Source organism: Caballeronia sp. LZ019 (genome assembly GCF_031450825.1).
In the GTDB taxonomy this organism is placed as follows: Bacteria; Pseudomonadota; Gammaproteobacteria; order Burkholderiales; family Burkholderiaceae; genus Caballeronia.
On sequence record NZ_JARTVZ010000005.1, the window covers coordinates 561,043 to 577,050 of the forward strand.

18 protein-coding genes are annotated in these 16,008 nt (G+C 64.3%); 5 read left to right on the top strand and 13 right to left on the bottom strand.

Annotation, left to right across the window (positions count from 1 at the left end; translation table 11 throughout):
- Positions 1-9: 9 nt before the first annotated feature.
- The 5 genes from P9255_RS15935 to rfbB are packed head-to-tail and all read right to left on the bottom strand — an operon-like array spanning position 10 to position 4,276.
- Complete coding sequence (locus P9255_RS15935; protein ID WP_309790019.1) at positions 10-900, bottom strand: glycosyltransferase family 2 protein; 891 nt, start codon at positions 898-900, stop codon at positions 10-12.
- Positions 897-1,778, bottom strand: a complete 882-nt coding sequence (gene rfbD, locus P9255_RS15940) for a dTDP-4-dehydrorhamnose reductase (RefSeq protein WP_309790020.1) — start codon at positions 1,776-1,778, stop codon at positions 897-899. The genes P9255_RS15935 and rfbD overlap by 4 nt, the downstream gene beginning before the upstream one ends.
- A complete protein-coding gene (gene rfbC, locus P9255_RS15945) occupies positions 1,775-2,326 on the bottom strand; it encodes a dTDP-4-dehydrorhamnose 3,5-epimerase (protein ID WP_309764205.1) in 552 nt (183 codons plus the stop codon). Before rfbC ends, rfbD begins: the two co-directional genes overlap by 4 nt.
- On the bottom strand, positions 2,311-3,204 hold the full coding sequence (gene rfbA / locus P9255_RS15950; protein ID WP_309764204.1) for a glucose-1-phosphate thymidylyltransferase RfbA: 894 nt from the start codon (positions 3,202-3,204) through the stop codon (positions 2,311-2,313). Before rfbA ends, rfbC begins: the two co-directional genes overlap by 16 nt.
- A 10-nt stretch (positions 3,205-3,214) precedes the next feature.
- On the bottom strand, positions 3,215-4,276 hold the full coding sequence (gene rfbB, locus P9255_RS15955) for a dTDP-glucose 4,6-dehydratase (RefSeq protein ID WP_309790022.1): 1,062 nt from the start codon (positions 4,274-4,276) through the stop codon (positions 3,215-3,217).
- A gap of 364 nt (positions 4,277-4,640) precedes the next feature.
- Between rfbB and P9255_RS15960 the strand changes: the two genes are divergently transcribed.
- Entirely contained in the window at positions 4,641-5,504 is an 864-nt protein-coding gene (locus P9255_RS15960) for a symmetrical bis(5'-nucleosyl)-tetraphosphatase (RefSeq protein WP_309764202.1), read from the top strand.
- Here P9255_RS15960 and P9255_RS15965 read toward each other — a convergent pair.
- The 6 genes from P9255_RS15965 to P9255_RS15990 all read right to left on the bottom strand — a co-directional run bounded on the left by P9255_RS15965 (position 5,473) and on the right by P9255_RS15990 (position 10,193).
- Complete coding sequence (locus P9255_RS15965; protein WP_309790023.1) at positions 5,473-6,276, bottom strand: lysophospholipid acyltransferase family protein; 804 nt, start codon at positions 6,274-6,276, stop codon at positions 5,473-5,475. The genes P9255_RS15960 and P9255_RS15965 overlap by 32 nt on opposite strands.
- Positions 6,277-6,279: 3 nt before the next feature.
- Complete coding sequence (locus tag P9255_RS15970) at positions 6,280-7,557, bottom strand: dihydroorotase (RefSeq protein ID WP_309790024.1); 1,278 nt, start codon at positions 7,555-7,557, stop codon at positions 6,280-6,282.
- Between the two features lie 10 nt (positions 7,558-7,567).
- On the bottom strand, positions 7,568-8,593 hold the full coding sequence (locus P9255_RS15975; RefSeq protein ID WP_309764199.1) for an aspartate carbamoyltransferase catalytic subunit: 1,026 nt from the start codon (positions 8,591-8,593) through the stop codon (positions 7,568-7,570).
- 76 nt (positions 8,594-8,669) lie between these two features.
- On the bottom strand, positions 8,670-9,185 hold the full coding sequence (gene pyrR / locus P9255_RS15980; RefSeq protein WP_309790025.1) for a bifunctional pyr operon transcriptional regulator/uracil phosphoribosyltransferase PyrR: 516 nt from the start codon (positions 9,183-9,185) through the stop codon (positions 8,670-8,672).
- Positions 9,172-9,618, bottom strand: a complete 447-nt coding sequence (ruvX, locus tag P9255_RS15985; RefSeq protein WP_309790026.1) for a Holliday junction resolvase RuvX — start codon at positions 9,616-9,618, stop codon at positions 9,172-9,174. The genes pyrR and ruvX overlap by 14 nt, the downstream gene beginning before the upstream one ends.
- Positions 9,615-10,193, bottom strand: coding sequence for a YqgE/AlgH family protein (locus tag P9255_RS15990; RefSeq protein WP_040050817.1), 579 nt, complete (start codon positions 10,191-10,193; stop codon positions 9,615-9,617). Before P9255_RS15990 ends, ruvX begins: the two co-directional genes overlap by 4 nt.
- A gap of 30 nt (positions 10,194-10,223) precedes the next feature.
- On the opposite strand from P9255_RS15990, the gene P9255_RS15995 reads away from it, so the two are divergent.
- The gene (locus tag P9255_RS15995; protein ID WP_309790027.1) at positions 10,224-11,717 is read left to right on the top strand and encodes a deoxyribodipyrimidine photo-lyase; all 1,494 of its coding nucleotides are present in this window, start codon (positions 10,224-10,226) and stop codon (positions 11,715-11,717) included.
- Here P9255_RS15995 and P9255_RS16000 read toward each other — a convergent pair.
- Both P9255_RS16000 and P9255_RS16005 read right to left on the bottom strand, forming a co-directional pair.
- Complete coding sequence (locus P9255_RS16000; protein ID WP_309790028.1) at positions 11,714-13,099, bottom strand: hypothetical protein; 1,386 nt, start codon at positions 13,097-13,099, stop codon at positions 11,714-11,716. The two genes, P9255_RS15995 and P9255_RS16000, sit on opposite strands and share 4 nt — an antisense overlap.
- Before the next feature lie 266 nt (positions 13,100-13,365).
- A complete protein-coding gene (locus tag P9255_RS16005) occupies positions 13,366-13,536 on the bottom strand; it encodes a rubredoxin (RefSeq protein WP_025527884.1) in 171 nt (56 codons plus the stop codon).
- A gap of 280 nt (positions 13,537-13,816) precedes the next feature.
- Between P9255_RS16005 and P9255_RS16010 the strand changes: the two genes are divergently transcribed.
- The 3 genes from P9255_RS16010 to P9255_RS16020 are packed head-to-tail and all read left to right on the top strand — an operon-like array spanning position 13,817 to position 15,983.
- Entirely contained in the window at positions 13,817-14,692 is an 876-nt protein-coding gene (locus P9255_RS16010; RefSeq protein ID WP_309765411.1) for a hydroxymethylpyrimidine/phosphomethylpyrimidine kinase, read from the top strand.
- Positions 14,693-14,748: 56 nt separating this feature from the next.
- A complete protein-coding gene (locus tag P9255_RS16015) occupies positions 14,749-15,525 on the top strand; it encodes a DUF72 domain-containing protein (protein ID WP_309764194.1) in 777 nt (258 codons plus the stop codon).
- A 23-nt stretch (positions 15,526-15,548) separates the two neighbouring features.
- Positions 15,549-15,983 (top strand): hypothetical protein, encoded by a 435-nt coding sequence (locus P9255_RS16020; protein WP_309764193.1) that lies wholly within the window; start codon positions 15,549-15,551, stop codon positions 15,981-15,983.
- Positions 15,984-16,008: the final 25 nt, after the last annotated feature.

Here is a 16,008-nt window from a genome sequence, read left to right on the forward strand (position 1 = left end):
GTCACCGCGCTATAGCCTTCCGAGGCGGCCACGCAGTCCGTCCAGAAGACCGCGCAGCGCCATTGAGACATGCAGACGGCGCGCCGTGGGCATCATCGAATAGATGAGCAGGCGGAACGGCAACTTGAGCAGTTCCGTCGATTTCCAGGACCACGGCACGTATCCCCGGCCGATCAACGCAATGGCGTTGCGGAACAAATAGTAATGACGAACGGGACTGTGCATGGGATACGTGCGCCCCAACACCCGCACGGGCTCGCCGCCCAGTTCGTGGGCCATTGTGATCCACGGAACGCCGACCAGACGATATCCCGCGCGCTTGGCCCGCACGCACCATTCAAGATCGACGAAGTCGATGAACAGGTCGTCTTCCATTGGACCCACGACGTTCCAGCAAGCCAGATTCAGGCACGAGCCGGACGTGATGAGAAAGTCCGCGTCCACGGGACGCGCGCCTTCGGCGGGCACGCGCGCGAGCTTGAATGGTCTGAAGCGCACGAAGGGCGCGACTCCGCCGAGGCGCGGATCGTCGTAGGCCGGACCGACGATCGCGATTTTCTCTCCTGCCGCGACCCATTCGGTGAGCAATGCCGGCAAGGCCTGCAGATGCTCGAGCGTGGGTTCGCTGTCCTGGTCGAAAAAAAGCGCGACGCGGCAGCCTTCGCGCAAGAGCAGTTCGATGCCCTGATTCAGCGCCGTCGCGATACCGAGATTGTCGCGGTTGGGCAGATAGCGCACGTCGGCATCGAGTCCGTCGACGCGATCGACGCCCGGCGTGTTGTCGACGACCACGCAACGGGTGTGCTTCGCCAGACGGTTCGCACGCTCGATGCACGCCGCGTCCGGATTATAAAAAACCACCACGGAGCCGGGGCGTTGCACGCTACTCCCGGTGCTCACAGTCCCCTCATGCAGAGATCGAGCGCGTCGGCCCAATCGGGCGCCTCGATGCCGAATGTGTCGAAGAGCTTGCGTTGCGACATGCGCGAGTTTGCGGGACGCTTCGCCGGCGTCGGATAGGCCGATGCCGGAATCGGCTTCACGACCGGCTTCTTCGCCAGCGAAGACTTTTCGAAGATCGCTTGGGCGAAGCCGTGCCAGGACGTCGAACCGGACGCGGTCAGGTGATAGACACCGGACTTCTTCTTCCACCAGTCATGATCGGCGCTCATGCTCTGCGACACGACATGCGCGGTCAGCGTCGCGATGGTGTTCGCCCAGGTCGGCGCGCCGGTCTGGTCGGCGACCACGCCGAGTTCGTCGCGTTCGGCGCCGAGCCGCAGCATCGTGAGAAGAAAGTTCTTGCCGTGCCCGCCGTACACCCAGCTCGTGCGAAAGATCAGGTGGTCGCAACCCGACTCCGCGATTGCCTGCTCGCCGGCCAGCTTGCTTTTGCCGTACACGTTCTGCGGATTCACCGCGTCGTCTTCGACGTAAGCGCCTTCCTTCGTGCCATCGAAGACATAGTCCGTCGAGTAGTGAATAAGCGCGGCGTTCAGGCGCTTCGCTTCTTCCGCCAGCACGCCGGGCGCTTCGCCGTTGATGCGCATTGCCGCATCGGCGTCGCTTTCGGCTTTGTCGACCGCCGTGTATGCAGCGGGATTGACGATCAGCGACGGCTTTACCTCGTGCACGACTTGCCGAACCTGATCCAGATTACCGAGGTCGAGACGGCTGCGATCGACGGCCACCACGCGACCCAGCCCTTGCAGCGTTCGCGCCAGTTCGAACCCCACCTGACCATTCACGCCAGTCAGCAGAATCGTGCGCTCGCTCATGCGAACACCTCGGCTTCCGCCAGCCGCTTGCCCGCCGCATCTTTCGCCGCCAGCATCGGTTCGAAGTCGATCGGCCACTCGATGCCGATGCCGGCATCGCTCCAGAGCAGGCTGCGCTCGAACTCCGGATACCAGCAATCCGTCGTCTTATAAAGAAACTGCGCCGACTCGGACAACACGACGAACCCGTGCGCAAACCCCGGCGGCACCCACAACTGCCGATGATTCTCCTCCGACAGATGCACGCCGACCCACTTTCCGAAGTTCGGCGAGCTCTTGCGAATGTCCACGGCGACATCGAACACTTCGCCCTCGACCACGCGCACGAGCTTCCCCTGCGCATGCTGAATCTGATAATGCAGCCCGCGCAGCACGCCCTTCGCGGAACGCGAATGGTTGTCCTGCACGAATTCGATACCTGCTTCCACATGCTCGGCGAACTCACGCGCATTGAAGCTCTCGTAGAAGAAGCCGCGCGCATCACCGAACACTTTTGGTTCGATGATCTTCACTTCTGGCAACGCCGTTGCCGTTACCTGGATGGCCATGCGACTTGGTCCTTCGGAAGATTGAGCAAATATTGACCGTATCCGTTCTTCGCGAGCGGCTTCGCGAGCGCAAGCAGTTGCTCTTCATCGATCCAGTGCTTGCGGTACGCGATCTCTTCGGGGCACGCCACCACGAGGCCCTGCCGCTTCTGCAGGGTGGCAATGAAGGTTGCCGCTTCGATCAGCGAATCGTGCGTGCCCGTGTCGAGCCATGCATAGCCGCGGCCCATGATCTCCACGTTCAGCTTCTTTTGCTGGAGATAGCGCGAGTTGACATCCGTGATTTCGAGTTCACCGCGCGACGACGGCTTGATGTCCGCCGCGATGTCGCACACCTGGTTGTCGTAAAAGTACAGCCCCGTCACCGCGTAGTTCGAGCGCGGCTTCGCCGGCTTCTCTTCGATGGACAGCGCGCGGAAACTCCCGTCGAACTCCACGACGCCGTAACGCTCCGGATCATGCACGTGATAGGCAAAAACCGTCGCGCAGTCGGAACGTGCATCGGCGCTTTCGAGCTGCTTCGCGAGATCGTGGCCGTAGAAGATGTTGTCGCCGAGAATCAGCGCAGAGGGATCGTTGCCCACGAACTCCTTGCCGATGATGAACGCCTGCGCGAGCCCATCCGGCGACGGCTGCACCGCGTACCGGATGTTCATGCCCCACTGGCTGCCGTCGCCGAGCATCGACTCGAAGCGCGGCGTGTCCTGCGGCGTCGAAATCACCAGCACGTCACGAATGCCTGCGATCATCAGCGTCGACAGCGGATAGTAGATCATCGGCTTGTCGTACACCGGCAGCAATTGCTTCGATACCGCGTGCGTGATCGGATAGAGCCGCGTGCCGGAACCGCCGGCGAGAATAATGCCTTTGCGCGCCATGCCCCGCTCCTTATGCCCGCTGCGCGTAGTTTGTTTCGACCCACTTGCGGTATTCACCGGAAGCGACTTCGTCGGCCCACGCCTGATTGTCGAGGTACCACTGAACGGTCTTCGCCAAGCCGGTTTCGAACGTTTCCGCCGGCTTCCAGCCGAGTTCGCGCTCGAGCTTGCGCGCGTCGATGGCGTAACGGCGGTCATGGCCAGGGCGGTCGGTCACATAGGTAATCTGATCGCGATACGAACCGCTGGCCTTCGGCTTCTTCTCGTCGAGCAGATCGCACAGCGTATGAACGACTTCGAGGTTCTTCTTCTCGTTCCAGCCGCCGACGTTGTACGTCTCGCCGAGCTTGCCCTTGACGAGCACTTCGCGGATGGCCGCGCAATGGTCGCCGACATACAGCCAGTCGCGCACGTTCTGGCCGTCGCCGTACACCGGCAGCGGCTTGCCCGCAAGCGCGTTCGCGATCATCAGCGGGATCAGCTTCTCCGGGAACTGGTACGGGCCGTAGTTGTTCGAGCAGTTCGTCGTGAGAACCGGGAGGCCGTAAGTGTGGTGATAGGCGCGCACCAGATGATCCGAGCCCGCCTTCGTTGCAGAGTACGGGCTGTTCGGCGCGTATGCCGTCGTTTCGGAGAATTGCGGATCGGTAGCGGAGAGGGAGCCGAACACCTCGTCCGTCGAAACGTGCAGAAAGCGGAAGGCTTGCTTCTCGGCGTCGGGGAGCGCGTTCCAGTACGTGCGCGCAGCTTCGAGCAACGTGAAGGTGCCGACGACGTTCGTTTGCACGAAATCGGCGGGACCGTGAATCGAGCGGTTGACGTGGCTTTCCGCCGCGAAGTGGACGACCGCGCGCGGCTTGTGCCTGGCGAACAGTTCGTCCATCGCCGCGCGGTCGCAGATGTCCGCGCGCGCGAACACGTGACGGGCATCGTCTTTCAGCGATTGCAGGGTGCCGAGATTGCCCGCGTACGTCAGCTTGTCGACGTTGAGCACGGGTTCATCGGAGCCTTCGAGCCAGTCAAGAACAAAATTGGCGCCGATAAAACCGGCGCCGCCCGTCACGAGAATCATGAATACCCTTTTGGCTGCGTTCAGTCAGAATGAAACCGAACACACTCGCATGTGTGGAAAAAATTGCGTACGGAACGTGAATGCCGCGTTGGATACGGAACGTGTGACTGATTCGAATCACCGCGACCGCCGTCCGATTAAACGTCGATTATAAAGCCACGAAGTGCAAAAACTACACGGCTAACAACTTGATACAGCTAGGATTCGGACAGGACGGCCTATGCGGTCGACATTTGCGGGGACGCCCGATGCATCGCTTGTTCGATAACAACTTGCAATAAATTCGTGCGACGTGATTCACGCTTTTGCCCGATAAGCCCGACACCGCCGATACGCCCCACGTGCACAACGCAGAAAACAATCAATGACCGACGCACCTCACTCTCTCGCCCCCGCAACGCCCGCCGTCCCCGCCCCGCTGGTTTTCGGCGACCTTCAAGGCTGCTGCGATCCGTTTCATCGCCTGCTGAAGAAAGCCGCGCCGTCACCCGAAACGCCGCTCTGGTTCGCGGGCGATCTCATCAATCGGGGGCCGAAATCGCTGGAAACGCTGCGCGAGGTGATCGCGCTCGGCCCGCGCGCGACCGTCGTGCTCGGCAACCACGACCTGAATTTGCTGTCCGTCGCGGCCGGCCTGCGCAAGCCGAAGAAAGGCGACACGCTCGACGATATCCTCGCCGCGCCCGACGTCGATGACCTGATCGAATGGGTGCGCCACAAGCCCGTCGCGCATTACGAGAACGGCGCGCTGATGGTTCACGCGGGCGTCGTGCCGCAATGGGACGTGACGATGACGCTCGAACTCGCACACGAACTGGAAACCGCATTGCGCGCGCCGAACTGGAAATCGACGCTGGCCGAGCTATACGGCAACGAGCCGCATCGCTGGGAAGATTCGCTTAAGGGCATGGATCGCTTGCGCGTGACGTACAACGCGCTGACGCGTATCCGTTTTTGCACGGCTGAAGGCGCGATGGAGTTCGCCAACAACGGCGGCCCCGATGCCGCCCCGCCCGGTTATATGCCGTGGTTCGACGTGCCCGACCGCCGCACGCGGGACGCGACCATCGTCTTCGGACACTGGGCCGCGCTCGGCCTCATGGTCCGCGACGACGTGCTGTGTCTCGATTCCGGGTGTGTCTGGGGCAACAAGCTGTCGGCGGTGCTGCTGACGAAACATCCCGCCGAGCGCGTGCTTACGCAGGTGAGTTGTGCGATGAAGAAATAACGGGTCGAACGACCGGCGTTTCCATGACGACGGCCGGGGCCCCGCGCATGCGATCGAGCGCCGTCTGAACCGCCGCCTGCGCCTCGCTCGCGAGCAGCCGCCTGTCGGTGCCTGGCGCGAGCGGATCGCAGACGTAGAGATGCGCGGTAACCGGTCCACCGCGCAGCAGCGCATCGAGGGAATCGTTCAGCGACATTTCGCCGATATACGCGGGCGCGGTCGTCTGAATGCCGCGCGCATCTTCGTACATCAGGCAGACAGGCTGCACCGGACATGACGCCGACACCGCCGCCTGAAACATGTTCGCGTGAAACGGCAGCAGTGAAGCGCCATCGCTCGTGGTGCCTTCGGGAAACACGCACATTATTTCGCCGGCCTGCAGCCGATCAGCAAGCTCATGCATGATCCGCTTGGCGTCGCTGCGCTTCTCGCGCTGCACGAACACGGTTCCAAGCTGATGCGCGAGCCACCCGACCACCGGCCACTTGCGGATCTCGGCCTTGGACACGAACGGCGTCGGCCGCCACGCGTTGATCACGTAAATATCGATCCACGAAACATGATTGCCGACGACCAGCACGCCCGCATCGAGCCGCGCGTCGTCGTTATGCACGACGAGCTTCATGCCCGCGAGCCGCAGCATTTCCAGCGACCACGCGCGATTCATCGCCATGCGTTCGCTCGCGGATGCGCGCGGAAACCGCCGCGCCACGATCCACGCGCCATACAACAAATGCACCGCAAGGCGCGCCTTGCGCAACACGAACGCCATGAATCAGCGCGTCTCGAAGGCCAGATGTCCGCCGACGATCGTCGCGCGCACGCGAGCCGGCAGTTCGTAACCGAGGAACGGCGAGTTGCGGCCCTGGCTTTTGAGCTTCGCCGGATCGACGCGCCATGACGCATCGGCATCGAACACGCAGACGTCCGCGAGCGCGCCCGTCGCGATGCGTCCGGCGGGCAGCTTCAGCACATCGGCGGGAGCTGCCGTGATGCGCGCGAGCGCCTTCGCGAGCGGCACGTTCGCGTCGCGCGCCCACTTCACCGTCAGCGAGAGCAGCAGCTCCAGGCCCGTCGCGCCGGGCGTCGCTTCGGCGAACGGCAGCAGCTTCTCGTCGTCGTCGAGCGGCGTGTGGTCGGAGCAGATCGCGTCGATCGTGCCGTCTTCCAGCCCGGCGCGGATTGCTTCACGATCGCGTTGCTGGCGCAGCGGCGGATCGAGGCGGAACTGCGAATCGAAATAGCCGATGTCGAGGTCCGTCAGATGCACGTGGTTGATCGTCACGTCGCACGAAACGGCGAGCCCTTCCGCCTTCGCCGCACGCACGAGCGCCACGCCCGCCGCCGACGACAGATGCGACAGATGCACCCGCGCGCCGGTCACGCGCATCAGTTCGAAAATCGTATGCAGCGCGATGGTTTCCGCCGACACCGGCACGCCCGACAACCCGAGCCGCGACGCCAGCGCGCCGCTCGCCGCCACGCCGCCACGCGCCATGTAGGCGTCTTGCGGGCGCAGCCACACGGTATAGCCGTACGTCGTTGCGTACTGCAGCGCGCGCAGCAGCGTGCGCGTATCGACGATCGGGTTATCCGCCTGCGAGAAGCCGATGCAGCCCGCTTCCGTCAGCTCCACCATCTCGGTGATGGTCTCGCCCTTCAGCCCGACCGTCAGCGCGCCCAGCGGATACACATGCGCCTGATGCAGCTTCTGCGCGCGGAACTTGAGCATTTCGACGAGGCCCGGCTCGTCGAGCGTCGGATCGGTGTCGGGCGGGCAGACGAGGCTCGTCACGCCACCGGCCATCGCCGCAGCCATTTCGGATTCGAGCGTCGCCTTGTGCTCGAAGCCAGGCTCGCGCAGCCGCGCCGACAAATCGACGAAGCCGGGCGCCACATACAGGCCCGTCGCATCGATGACTTTTGCCGCATTGAAATCGGCGGGCGCGTCGCCGATCGCGACGATCCTGCCCGCTGCGATGAATACGTCCTTGCGCGCTTCGGTGCCCGCAGCCGGATCAATGATCGTGCCGCCTTGAATCTGGATCTTCATGTCGTTTTCGTTAATCGCTGTTGCCGGCCACGATGCCCATCACCGCCATGCGCACGGCGATGCCAAACGTCACCTGATTCAGAATCACCGACTGCGGGCCGTCGGCCACTTGCGAATCGATTTCCACGCCGCGATTCATCGGCCCCGGATGCATGACGATCGCATCGGGCGCGGCGAGCGCGAGCCGCTCGGGCGTCAGGCCCCAGCTCTTGAAATACTCCTGCGCGGACGGCAAGAGTGCGCCGCTCATCCGCTCGTTCTGCAGGCGCAGCATGATGATGACGTCGACGCCCTTCAAGCCTTCGTCCAGGTTGTGATAGACGTGCACGCCCATTTGATCGAGATTGCCCGGCAAGAGCGTGCGCGGACCGATGGCGCGCACTTCCGGCACGCCCAGCGTGGTCAGCGCGTGAATGTCCGAGCGCGCGACGCGCGAATGCAGAATGTCGCCGACGATCGCCACGCGCAGCTTCGTGAAGTCGCGCTTGTAATGGCGGATCGTGTACATGTCGAGCAGGCCTTGCGTCGGATGCGCGTGACGGCCATCGCCCGCATTGATGACATGCACGTGCGGCGCGCAATGTTCGGCGATCAGATACGGCGCCCCGCTCGACGCGTGGCGCACGACGAACATGTCGGCGTGCATCGCGGAGAGGTTGTTGATCGTATCGAGCAGCGATTCGCCCTTGCTCGTCGACGACGCATTGATGTTTAGATTGAGCACGTCCGCCGACAGCCGTTTGGCGGCGATTTCGAACGTGGTGCGCGTGCGCGTCGAGTTCTCGAAGAAGAGGTTGAACACCGATTTGCCGCGCAGAAGCGGCACCTTCTTCACTTCGCGGTCGGTCACGCTGACGAACTGCTCGGCGGTATCGAGAATGTGGGTGACGATCGAGCGCGGCAAGCCTTCGATGGTCAGAAGGTGCTTCAACTCGCCGTTCTTCGTGAGTTGAGGATTGCCCTTCAAGAAGCCGTAGCGGAATTTGTCAGATTCCTGCGCGCCCGTCTCGGCTGCGCTCTGGGTGGCGGTGTTCATAGTGATCCCAGGTGTTTCTTTCGAAGATGGAGGCTTGTGAACGCGGGCCGGCGTACAACCCGCGCCCCGCCGCGCGTCACTGCGCGCGCGGTTCGGTCGTGAAGGCGAAGGTGTCGTCGTTCTGGCGCGCGAGCACGAGGTCCTCGCCCGCAGGCACGTCGACGCTGCCTCCGGTGAAGCGCGCCGCGATCGGCATTTCGCGCCCGCCGCGGTCGGCGAGCACGGCCAGATCGATCGACGCCGGGCGGCCGTAATCGTAAAGCTCGTTGATGGCCGCGCGCACGGTGCGGCCCGTGGACAGCACGTCGTCCACCAGCACGATGCGCCGGCCGTTCACATCGAATGGCAGCGAGGTCGGGCTCGCCTGGCTGTGCAGGCCCTTCTTCGCGTAGTCGTCGCGATGCAGCGCCACGTTCACCACGCCGAAGTGCGGCGCGTTCAGGTCTTTCGCGAGCCGCTCGGCCAGCCACGCGCCGCCGCTATAGACGCCCGCGAGCACCGCGCCGTCTTCGGCCGCGAGCAATGGGCCATAAGCCGCGCGAATCTGTTCGACGAGCGTGCGATAAAGCGCCTCGGCGTCAATGGAACTCATGATCGTCGGGAAGTCCGTCGAGATATTGTTGAAGGATGACGCGGGCGGCTTCGGCGTCGATGGCGTCGAAGCGGCCGCGCGCATTCGGGCGCACGCCGCGCTTGCGAAGATCGGCTTTCGCGTCGACGGACGAATAGCGTTCATCGACCCATTGCACCGGCACGTTGAACCGGCCGTTCACCTGATTGCCAAAGCGCTTCGCCAGCGCGCTCATTTCGTGCGGCGTGCCATCGGGATGCATCGGCATGCCGACGACGACCGCATCGGGCTTCCATTCGCCGAGCAGCTTGCCCACTTCCTGAAAGCGATACTCGCGGTCGCGGTTCTCCACCACGACCAGCGCGCGTGCGTTGCGCGTCAGCGTATTGCCGACGGCGACACCAATGCGTTTCTCGCCGTAATCGAACGCCAGCAGCGTGGCTTCGCGGCTCATGCGTGCCCTGCTTCGCCCGACAGCATCGAGCGCGACACGCCGAGCAGCGACAGCGCCGCCTCCAGCCGGTCTTCTGCGGGCACTTCGAAGATGATGCGCGGATCGGCTTCGACGGTCAGCCAGCCGTTCTTCGAGATTTCCTCTTCGAGCTGGCCCGCGCCCCAGCCGGCATGGCCGAGCGTCAGCAGAAAGCGCTCGGGGCCCTTGCCGCTCGCGACCGCTTCGAGCACGTCTTTCGACGTGGTCATAGCAAGGCCGCCGGGGACGCTCATCGACGAGCTATATGGCTCGCCCTCGCCCGCTTCGTGCAGCACGAAGCCGCGCTCGGTCTGCACCGGGCCGCCGAAATAGACGGGCAAGTGCACGAGCGGTTCGATTTCCAGCTTGAGGTCGATGCGATTGAAAAGCGATTGAAGGTCGATGTCAGTCGGCCTGTTGATGACGAGACCCAGCGCACCGCGATCGGTGTGATCGCAAAGGTAGACCACCGTTCCCGAAAACGTCGGATCGGCCATGGAGGGCATGGCGATCAGGAACTGGTTCGTCAAATTGATGCGATCGGAAGTCTTGGACATAATTCAGGATTTTAACAAAGGCGCTGCCGGATGGCCGACTTTGATCTGGGTCTGATGTGGTTCAGGCGGGACCTGCGCGCGACGGACAATGTTGCACTCTATCACGCGCTTACACGCTGCCGCCGCGTGCTGTGCGCGTTCGTTTTCGACCGGGAAATACTCGCTCCGCTCGCTCGAAACGACCGTCGCGTGGCGTTCATTCATGCGAGCATCGTCGAGCTCGATCGCACGTTGCGCGATGCGGGCGGCGCGCTCATCGTGCGTCACGGCGTGCCGGTCCACGACATCCCCGCGCTCGCGCGCGAGTGCGGTGCGAGCGCAGTTTTCGCGAACCGCGATTACGAGCCGTCCGCGAAAGCGCGCGACGATGCCATCGCCGAGACACTCGCGAGCGCGGGCGTCCCGTTCTTCACGTTCAAGGATCAGGCGATCTTCGATCACGACGACGTCCTGACCGGCGCGGGCAAGCCCTACACGGTGTTCACGCCGTACAAGCGCAAGTGGCTCGAAACGCTGACGCCGGACGCGCTGGCGCCGTACGGGTCCGAGGATCACTTACAGGCGCTCGCCAAGCCGACCACGGACAGCCGCATTCCATCGCTCGCCGAACTCGGTTTTCCGGACGCTCACGCGCCGGCTTTTCCGCCCGGCACGAGCGGCGCGTTCGAACTTTTCGACGACTTCCGCGACCGCATGACCGACTACGATCACGCCCGCGATTTCCCCGCGCAGCAAGGCCCGAGTTATCTCGGCGTGCATCTGCGTCACGGCACGGTGTCGATTCGCGCGCTCGCCCGTGTCGCGCACGATGCCCAGCGCCACGGCGACCGGGGCGCGGCGACGTGGCTGTCCGAACTCATCTGGCGGGACTTCTACTTCGGCGTGCTGCATCACTTTCCGCGCGTGGGCGTGCCGGGCGATCATCGCGCGTTCAAGCCGGAATACGATCGCATCGAATGGGAAACGGGCGATGCCGCCGACGCGCATTTCGCCGCGTGGTGCGCGGGGCAGACGGGTTATCCGCTCGTGGATGCCGCGATGCGCCAGCTCAACACATCGGGCTACATGCACAACCGACTGCGCATGGTGACGGCGAGCTTTCTGTCGAAGGATCTCGGGATCGACTGGCGGCGCGGCGAGGCGTACTTCGAGGCGCAACTCAACGATTTCGAGTTGTCGTCGAACAATGGCGGATGGCAGTGGGCCGCCTCCAGCGGATGCGACGCGCAGCCGTACTTCCGCATCTTCAATCCGATCACGCAGTCGCGGAAATTCGACGCGGCGGGCAAGTTCATCCGCCATTACGTGCCGGAACTCGCGGCGCTGTCCGACCGCGACATCCACGCGCCGTGGCTCGCGAAGCCCGACGCGCTGAAGGCGGCGAAGATCGCGCTCGGGGCGGACTATCCGCCGCCTATCGTCGATCACGATGCCGCCCGCAAACGCACGCTCTTGCGCTATGACGTCGTGCGCGGGCCAGCCAAACGCGCGGCGCCGCCCGGCATCGAAGACGACGACGCCTAGCGGATGACCGTCGCGGGCCGCTCGATCATCGCGGTGAGCGCAACGATCGACGGACGGCCTTCCGACGGCGCGATGCCCGCCGCGGCCTGATGCAGCATCGAGCGCAGCGTTTGTGCAGCGCGTTCGGGAATAGCGGCGTCGAGTGCGCTGGCATCGCCCTGCGCGGCAGCGCCGTCGCCCTGATGCGCGATGCGCCGCCACGCGAGGCCGAGCGTATCGGCCAGCAACGCGACGTGGCCCAGCCCGAGCGCGCACGCCGCCGCGCCGAGACGATGGGCGGCATCCGCCGCGTGCAGCGCGGAAGAAGCGTTGACCGCGCCGGTTTCGCTCGCCTGCGACCCGCGTTCGACGAGCCCTTCTATCGCCGCCTCCGCGCTTTGCAGGAAGACTTCGTATGCCGCCGCGTTGATGCGCAGCACGCCGAGGTCGCGGGTCGGCGCATCGCGCGTGTTGTCTTCGCTCGCCTGCGCCGCGCCCTGCTCCCACGCCGCCTCCGATGCGGGCGTCGCCGCGACGTGCCACGCCACCGTCAGGCCGTAGTCGCGCAGCACGTCGACGTGCTCGGCGTGCTCGGGCGTCGCGCCGTAGAGCGCGAAATCGCGCCACAGCAGCGCGAGCGTCGCGCGCACGAGCGAACGCGGCGCATACGAGGACGCGTGCGCCTGATCGGCCAGCACGAGATTGAATCGCGCGTAGAGACGTTTGGCGTCGGCGTAGCCGGACGCGCCGCCGCGCGAGCGCAACGCGCGCACCGTTGACGACGCGAGCCGCCAGAAATCGTACGGATCGGGGCCGGCGAGGTCCGCGAGGCAGGCGTCGAGGCGCGCGAAGGCTTCGTCGGTGCCGGCCTGCGGCTGGTCGGCGGGCGCGCGCAACAGCGTGAGCAGCGTTTGCTCGTAGTGCGCCCGCACGCGCGCCAGCCTCTCCGAGGCGACGCCCCGCAGCGTCGCGGGAGCGATCGCGCGGCCCGCGAGCGCGAGGTCGTCGTAGGAAACCGGTGCGATGCGCGTGTGGGCCGCAAGGAGCGCGTGCAACCCGCGATAGTGATCGAAGAGTTCCGTCGAACACGCCAGTTCGCGCAGGTTGTGACGATCGACCGCCATGCCGAACGCGAGCAGCGCGTCCGCGATGCGCTGGCGCGTCGGCTCGGATTCGTCGCCGATGGGCGCAACGAGCGCGAGCGCTTCGGCGAAGCGCTGCGCCGGCAGCCATCCGGCGGAATTGAGCGCGGCGATCGCGCGCTTCAGCGCGGCCGCCGTCTCGCCCTGCCGCTGGAAAGCGTGCAGCGCATCCGCGATCGCCATTTCGGCGAGTCGCACAGAGCCGCCGCGCGGATTGGGCAGGGCTTCCATCAGAACGGGTAGATCGGGACGAGAGGTCATAACGGGCGCTCACAAGCCGGACCGCGTGCGCGGCGATGCGCCGGCGCGCGGTGAAACTACATCATCGAAGGGCCTGCGACGGGAGTCGTCGCATCCCGCCCTCTGGAAGCGTATGCCTTTAAACGCGACTGCGCGAGCAGCCGCGGAAACGGCTGTCCAGCTGAGCCAAAGAGCGGGCCGAGGCCGACGGCTTCCGCACTGAAACGCAGGCCGCAAAAAACACGCGCCGCATGACGTCAGCCATGCGGCGCGGGAAAGCATGCGGATCAGATCTGGACCATCTCGAAATCTTCCTTGCGGGCTCCGCATTCGGGACAGGTCCAGTTGATCGGAACGTCTTCCCAGCGCGTGCCCGGCGCGATGCCCTCTTCGGGCAATCCCGCCTCTTCGTCGTAGATCCAGCCGCAGATCAGGCACATCCAGCTTCTGTATTCCATACTTATGCCGCGTCGATTGGTCGATTGAAATTAGGACATGATGGTACCGTGTTGCCGGGTGGATGCCTAGCAAGGCGCCCGCCCGCCGCCGTTCTCCCGAATAGCGGGACCGCCGCGCGCCGTCCGGCGGAAAATGCATCGCTCCGGGCGACAGGCGGGCGACAATAGGCCGCATAATCGAATTTCACGGGGTGGCGCGCACCATAACAACGCATTCCACGACCCGATCCGTCCCAATCATGCCAATCGTGTCAATCAATCCAACATGTCCGCTTTTGCCATGACCGGCGATTCACCACCGATCGTTCTGACTTTCGGCCTTTCGGACCCGACGGGCGGCTCCGGCATTCAGGCCGACATGCTGACGCTCGCGAGCATGGGCTGCCACGGCGCCACCGTTCTGACGGGCTATGCCGTGCGGGACTCCGCCACCTGCGATGAAGTGACCGGTCTCGATCCCGACACCGTCGCCACGCAGGCGCGCATGTTGCTCGAGGATATGCCGGTCGCCGCGTTCAAGATCGGCGCGGCGACGCGGGCGGAAGTCGTTTCGGCGATCGCCGAAGTGGTATCCGACTACGACGACGTCCCGCTGATCCTCGCGCCCGATTTCACGCTCGACGACGAACACGTGCTGTCCGCCGACGAGTTGCGCGAATCGCTCGCCGATCTGCTCGTGCCGCAAACGACCATGCTGATCGCCGATCACGCCACGCTCTTGCAGCTCGCCCAGCCCGACAGCGACGCAGAAGCGCCGACGCTCGATTCCGCCATCTCTCATATTCTGTCGCAAGGCTGCGAATATGTTCTGGCGATGGAAACGGGCACGCATCGGCACGTGAACACGCTCTATAGCGAGGAAGGCCAGGTGCGGCAGGACCTGTGGGATCGCGGGCTGAATCGCGTGATGGGGCTGACGGATACTTTGGGCGCAGCTGTCGCGGCGCTGCTGGCGAACGGCCAGGAGCCGGCAGAAGCCGCCCGCGAGGCGCAGGAATACGTGTTTCAGGCGGCGCGCGCGGCGTTTCGACCGGGAATGGGCGCGTATTTGCCGGACCGGTTCTTCTGGGCGCGCTCCAACGACGCGGAAGACGAAAGCGACACATCGGCGCTGCCCGACGAATCGGCCGGGCTGCCGGGAGAAGCGCGGCACTGAAGAGAAGCGGTGAATTGAGGTAGCCGGAGACCACATCAGGGAGGCTTCGCGAACGCATGCCGTATCGATTGCCCCATTTGCACAAGCCCGGGCCGCAAGGCGCGATTCGCATCGGCTGCGCGGGCTGGTCACTGACGAGCGCGGTCTCCGCGAGTTTCCCCGGCGAAGGCTCGCACCTCGAACGCTACGGGCGCGTGCTTACCTGCGTCGAAATCAATTCCAGCTTCTACAAGCCGCATCGTGAGCAAACGTACGAGAAGTGGGCGCAAAGCGTGCCGGAATCGTTTCGCTTCTCGGTGAAGCTGCCAAAGGCGATTACCCACGACGCTCGGCTCGTCGAAACGCAGGCCCTCATCGATGATTTCCTGCTTGCCGCCGGCCGGCTCGGCGACAAGCTCGGCTGCTGGCTCACGCAACTGCCGCCGAGCCTGCCGTTCGAGCACGATCTGGCCGACGCGTTCTTCGGCGCGCTGCGCGAGCGCACGAAATTGCCGGTGGCGTGCGAGGCGCGGCATCCGACGTGGTTCACCGCGGACGCGGCGGCGCTTCTGAAAGCGCATCACATCGCTTATGTTGACGCCGATCCGATTCCCGATGACTGCGAGATCAAGCATCGCGCGGACGCATCGCTCGTCTATGTTCGGCTGCACGGGTCGCCCGAGCTCTACAAGTCTTCCTACGACTACACGTACCTCGACCATCTCGCGCATACCCTGCATGCCCGCGCAAAGAAAAGCGCCGAAGTCTGGTGCATCTTCGACAACACCACGCTAGGCAACGCGCAGCCCAATGCGCTGCATCTGATGGAACGGTTGCGGATTCATCATCGCTGAACTCATCGACAGGAGCATGCCCGATGCACAAACCGGCACGACGGATCGCACGCCTCGTTGAGGCCACGATGTTCGCTTCGCTGCTTCATATCGCGTTGCCGGTTCAGGCGCAGACCGCCGCGCCGCCGCCTCCACCCGCGACTCCGGCAGGCGACGGCACTTTCCTGCTGACCATCTTCCTGAAGCACGATCAGTCGAAGCCGCTGCCGAAAATCAACGAACAGTTGAAGGAGCAAGGCTTCTTCAAGACGTTCCCGCCGCCGGGAATCGAAGTGGTGTCGTGGTACGTGATGATGGGCATCGGTCAGGTGGTCACGCTGCGCGTGCCCGCCGAGCGGCTGCGCGAAGTGAATCGCGCCATCGAAACGACTGCGTGGGGTGGATACACCACCGAGTTCTATCCGACCTACGACTACAAAGCGGCCGCGCAGAACTTGCGTGAGCAGATGAACAAGTAAGACCGCGTTCTCGATAGACGAAAAA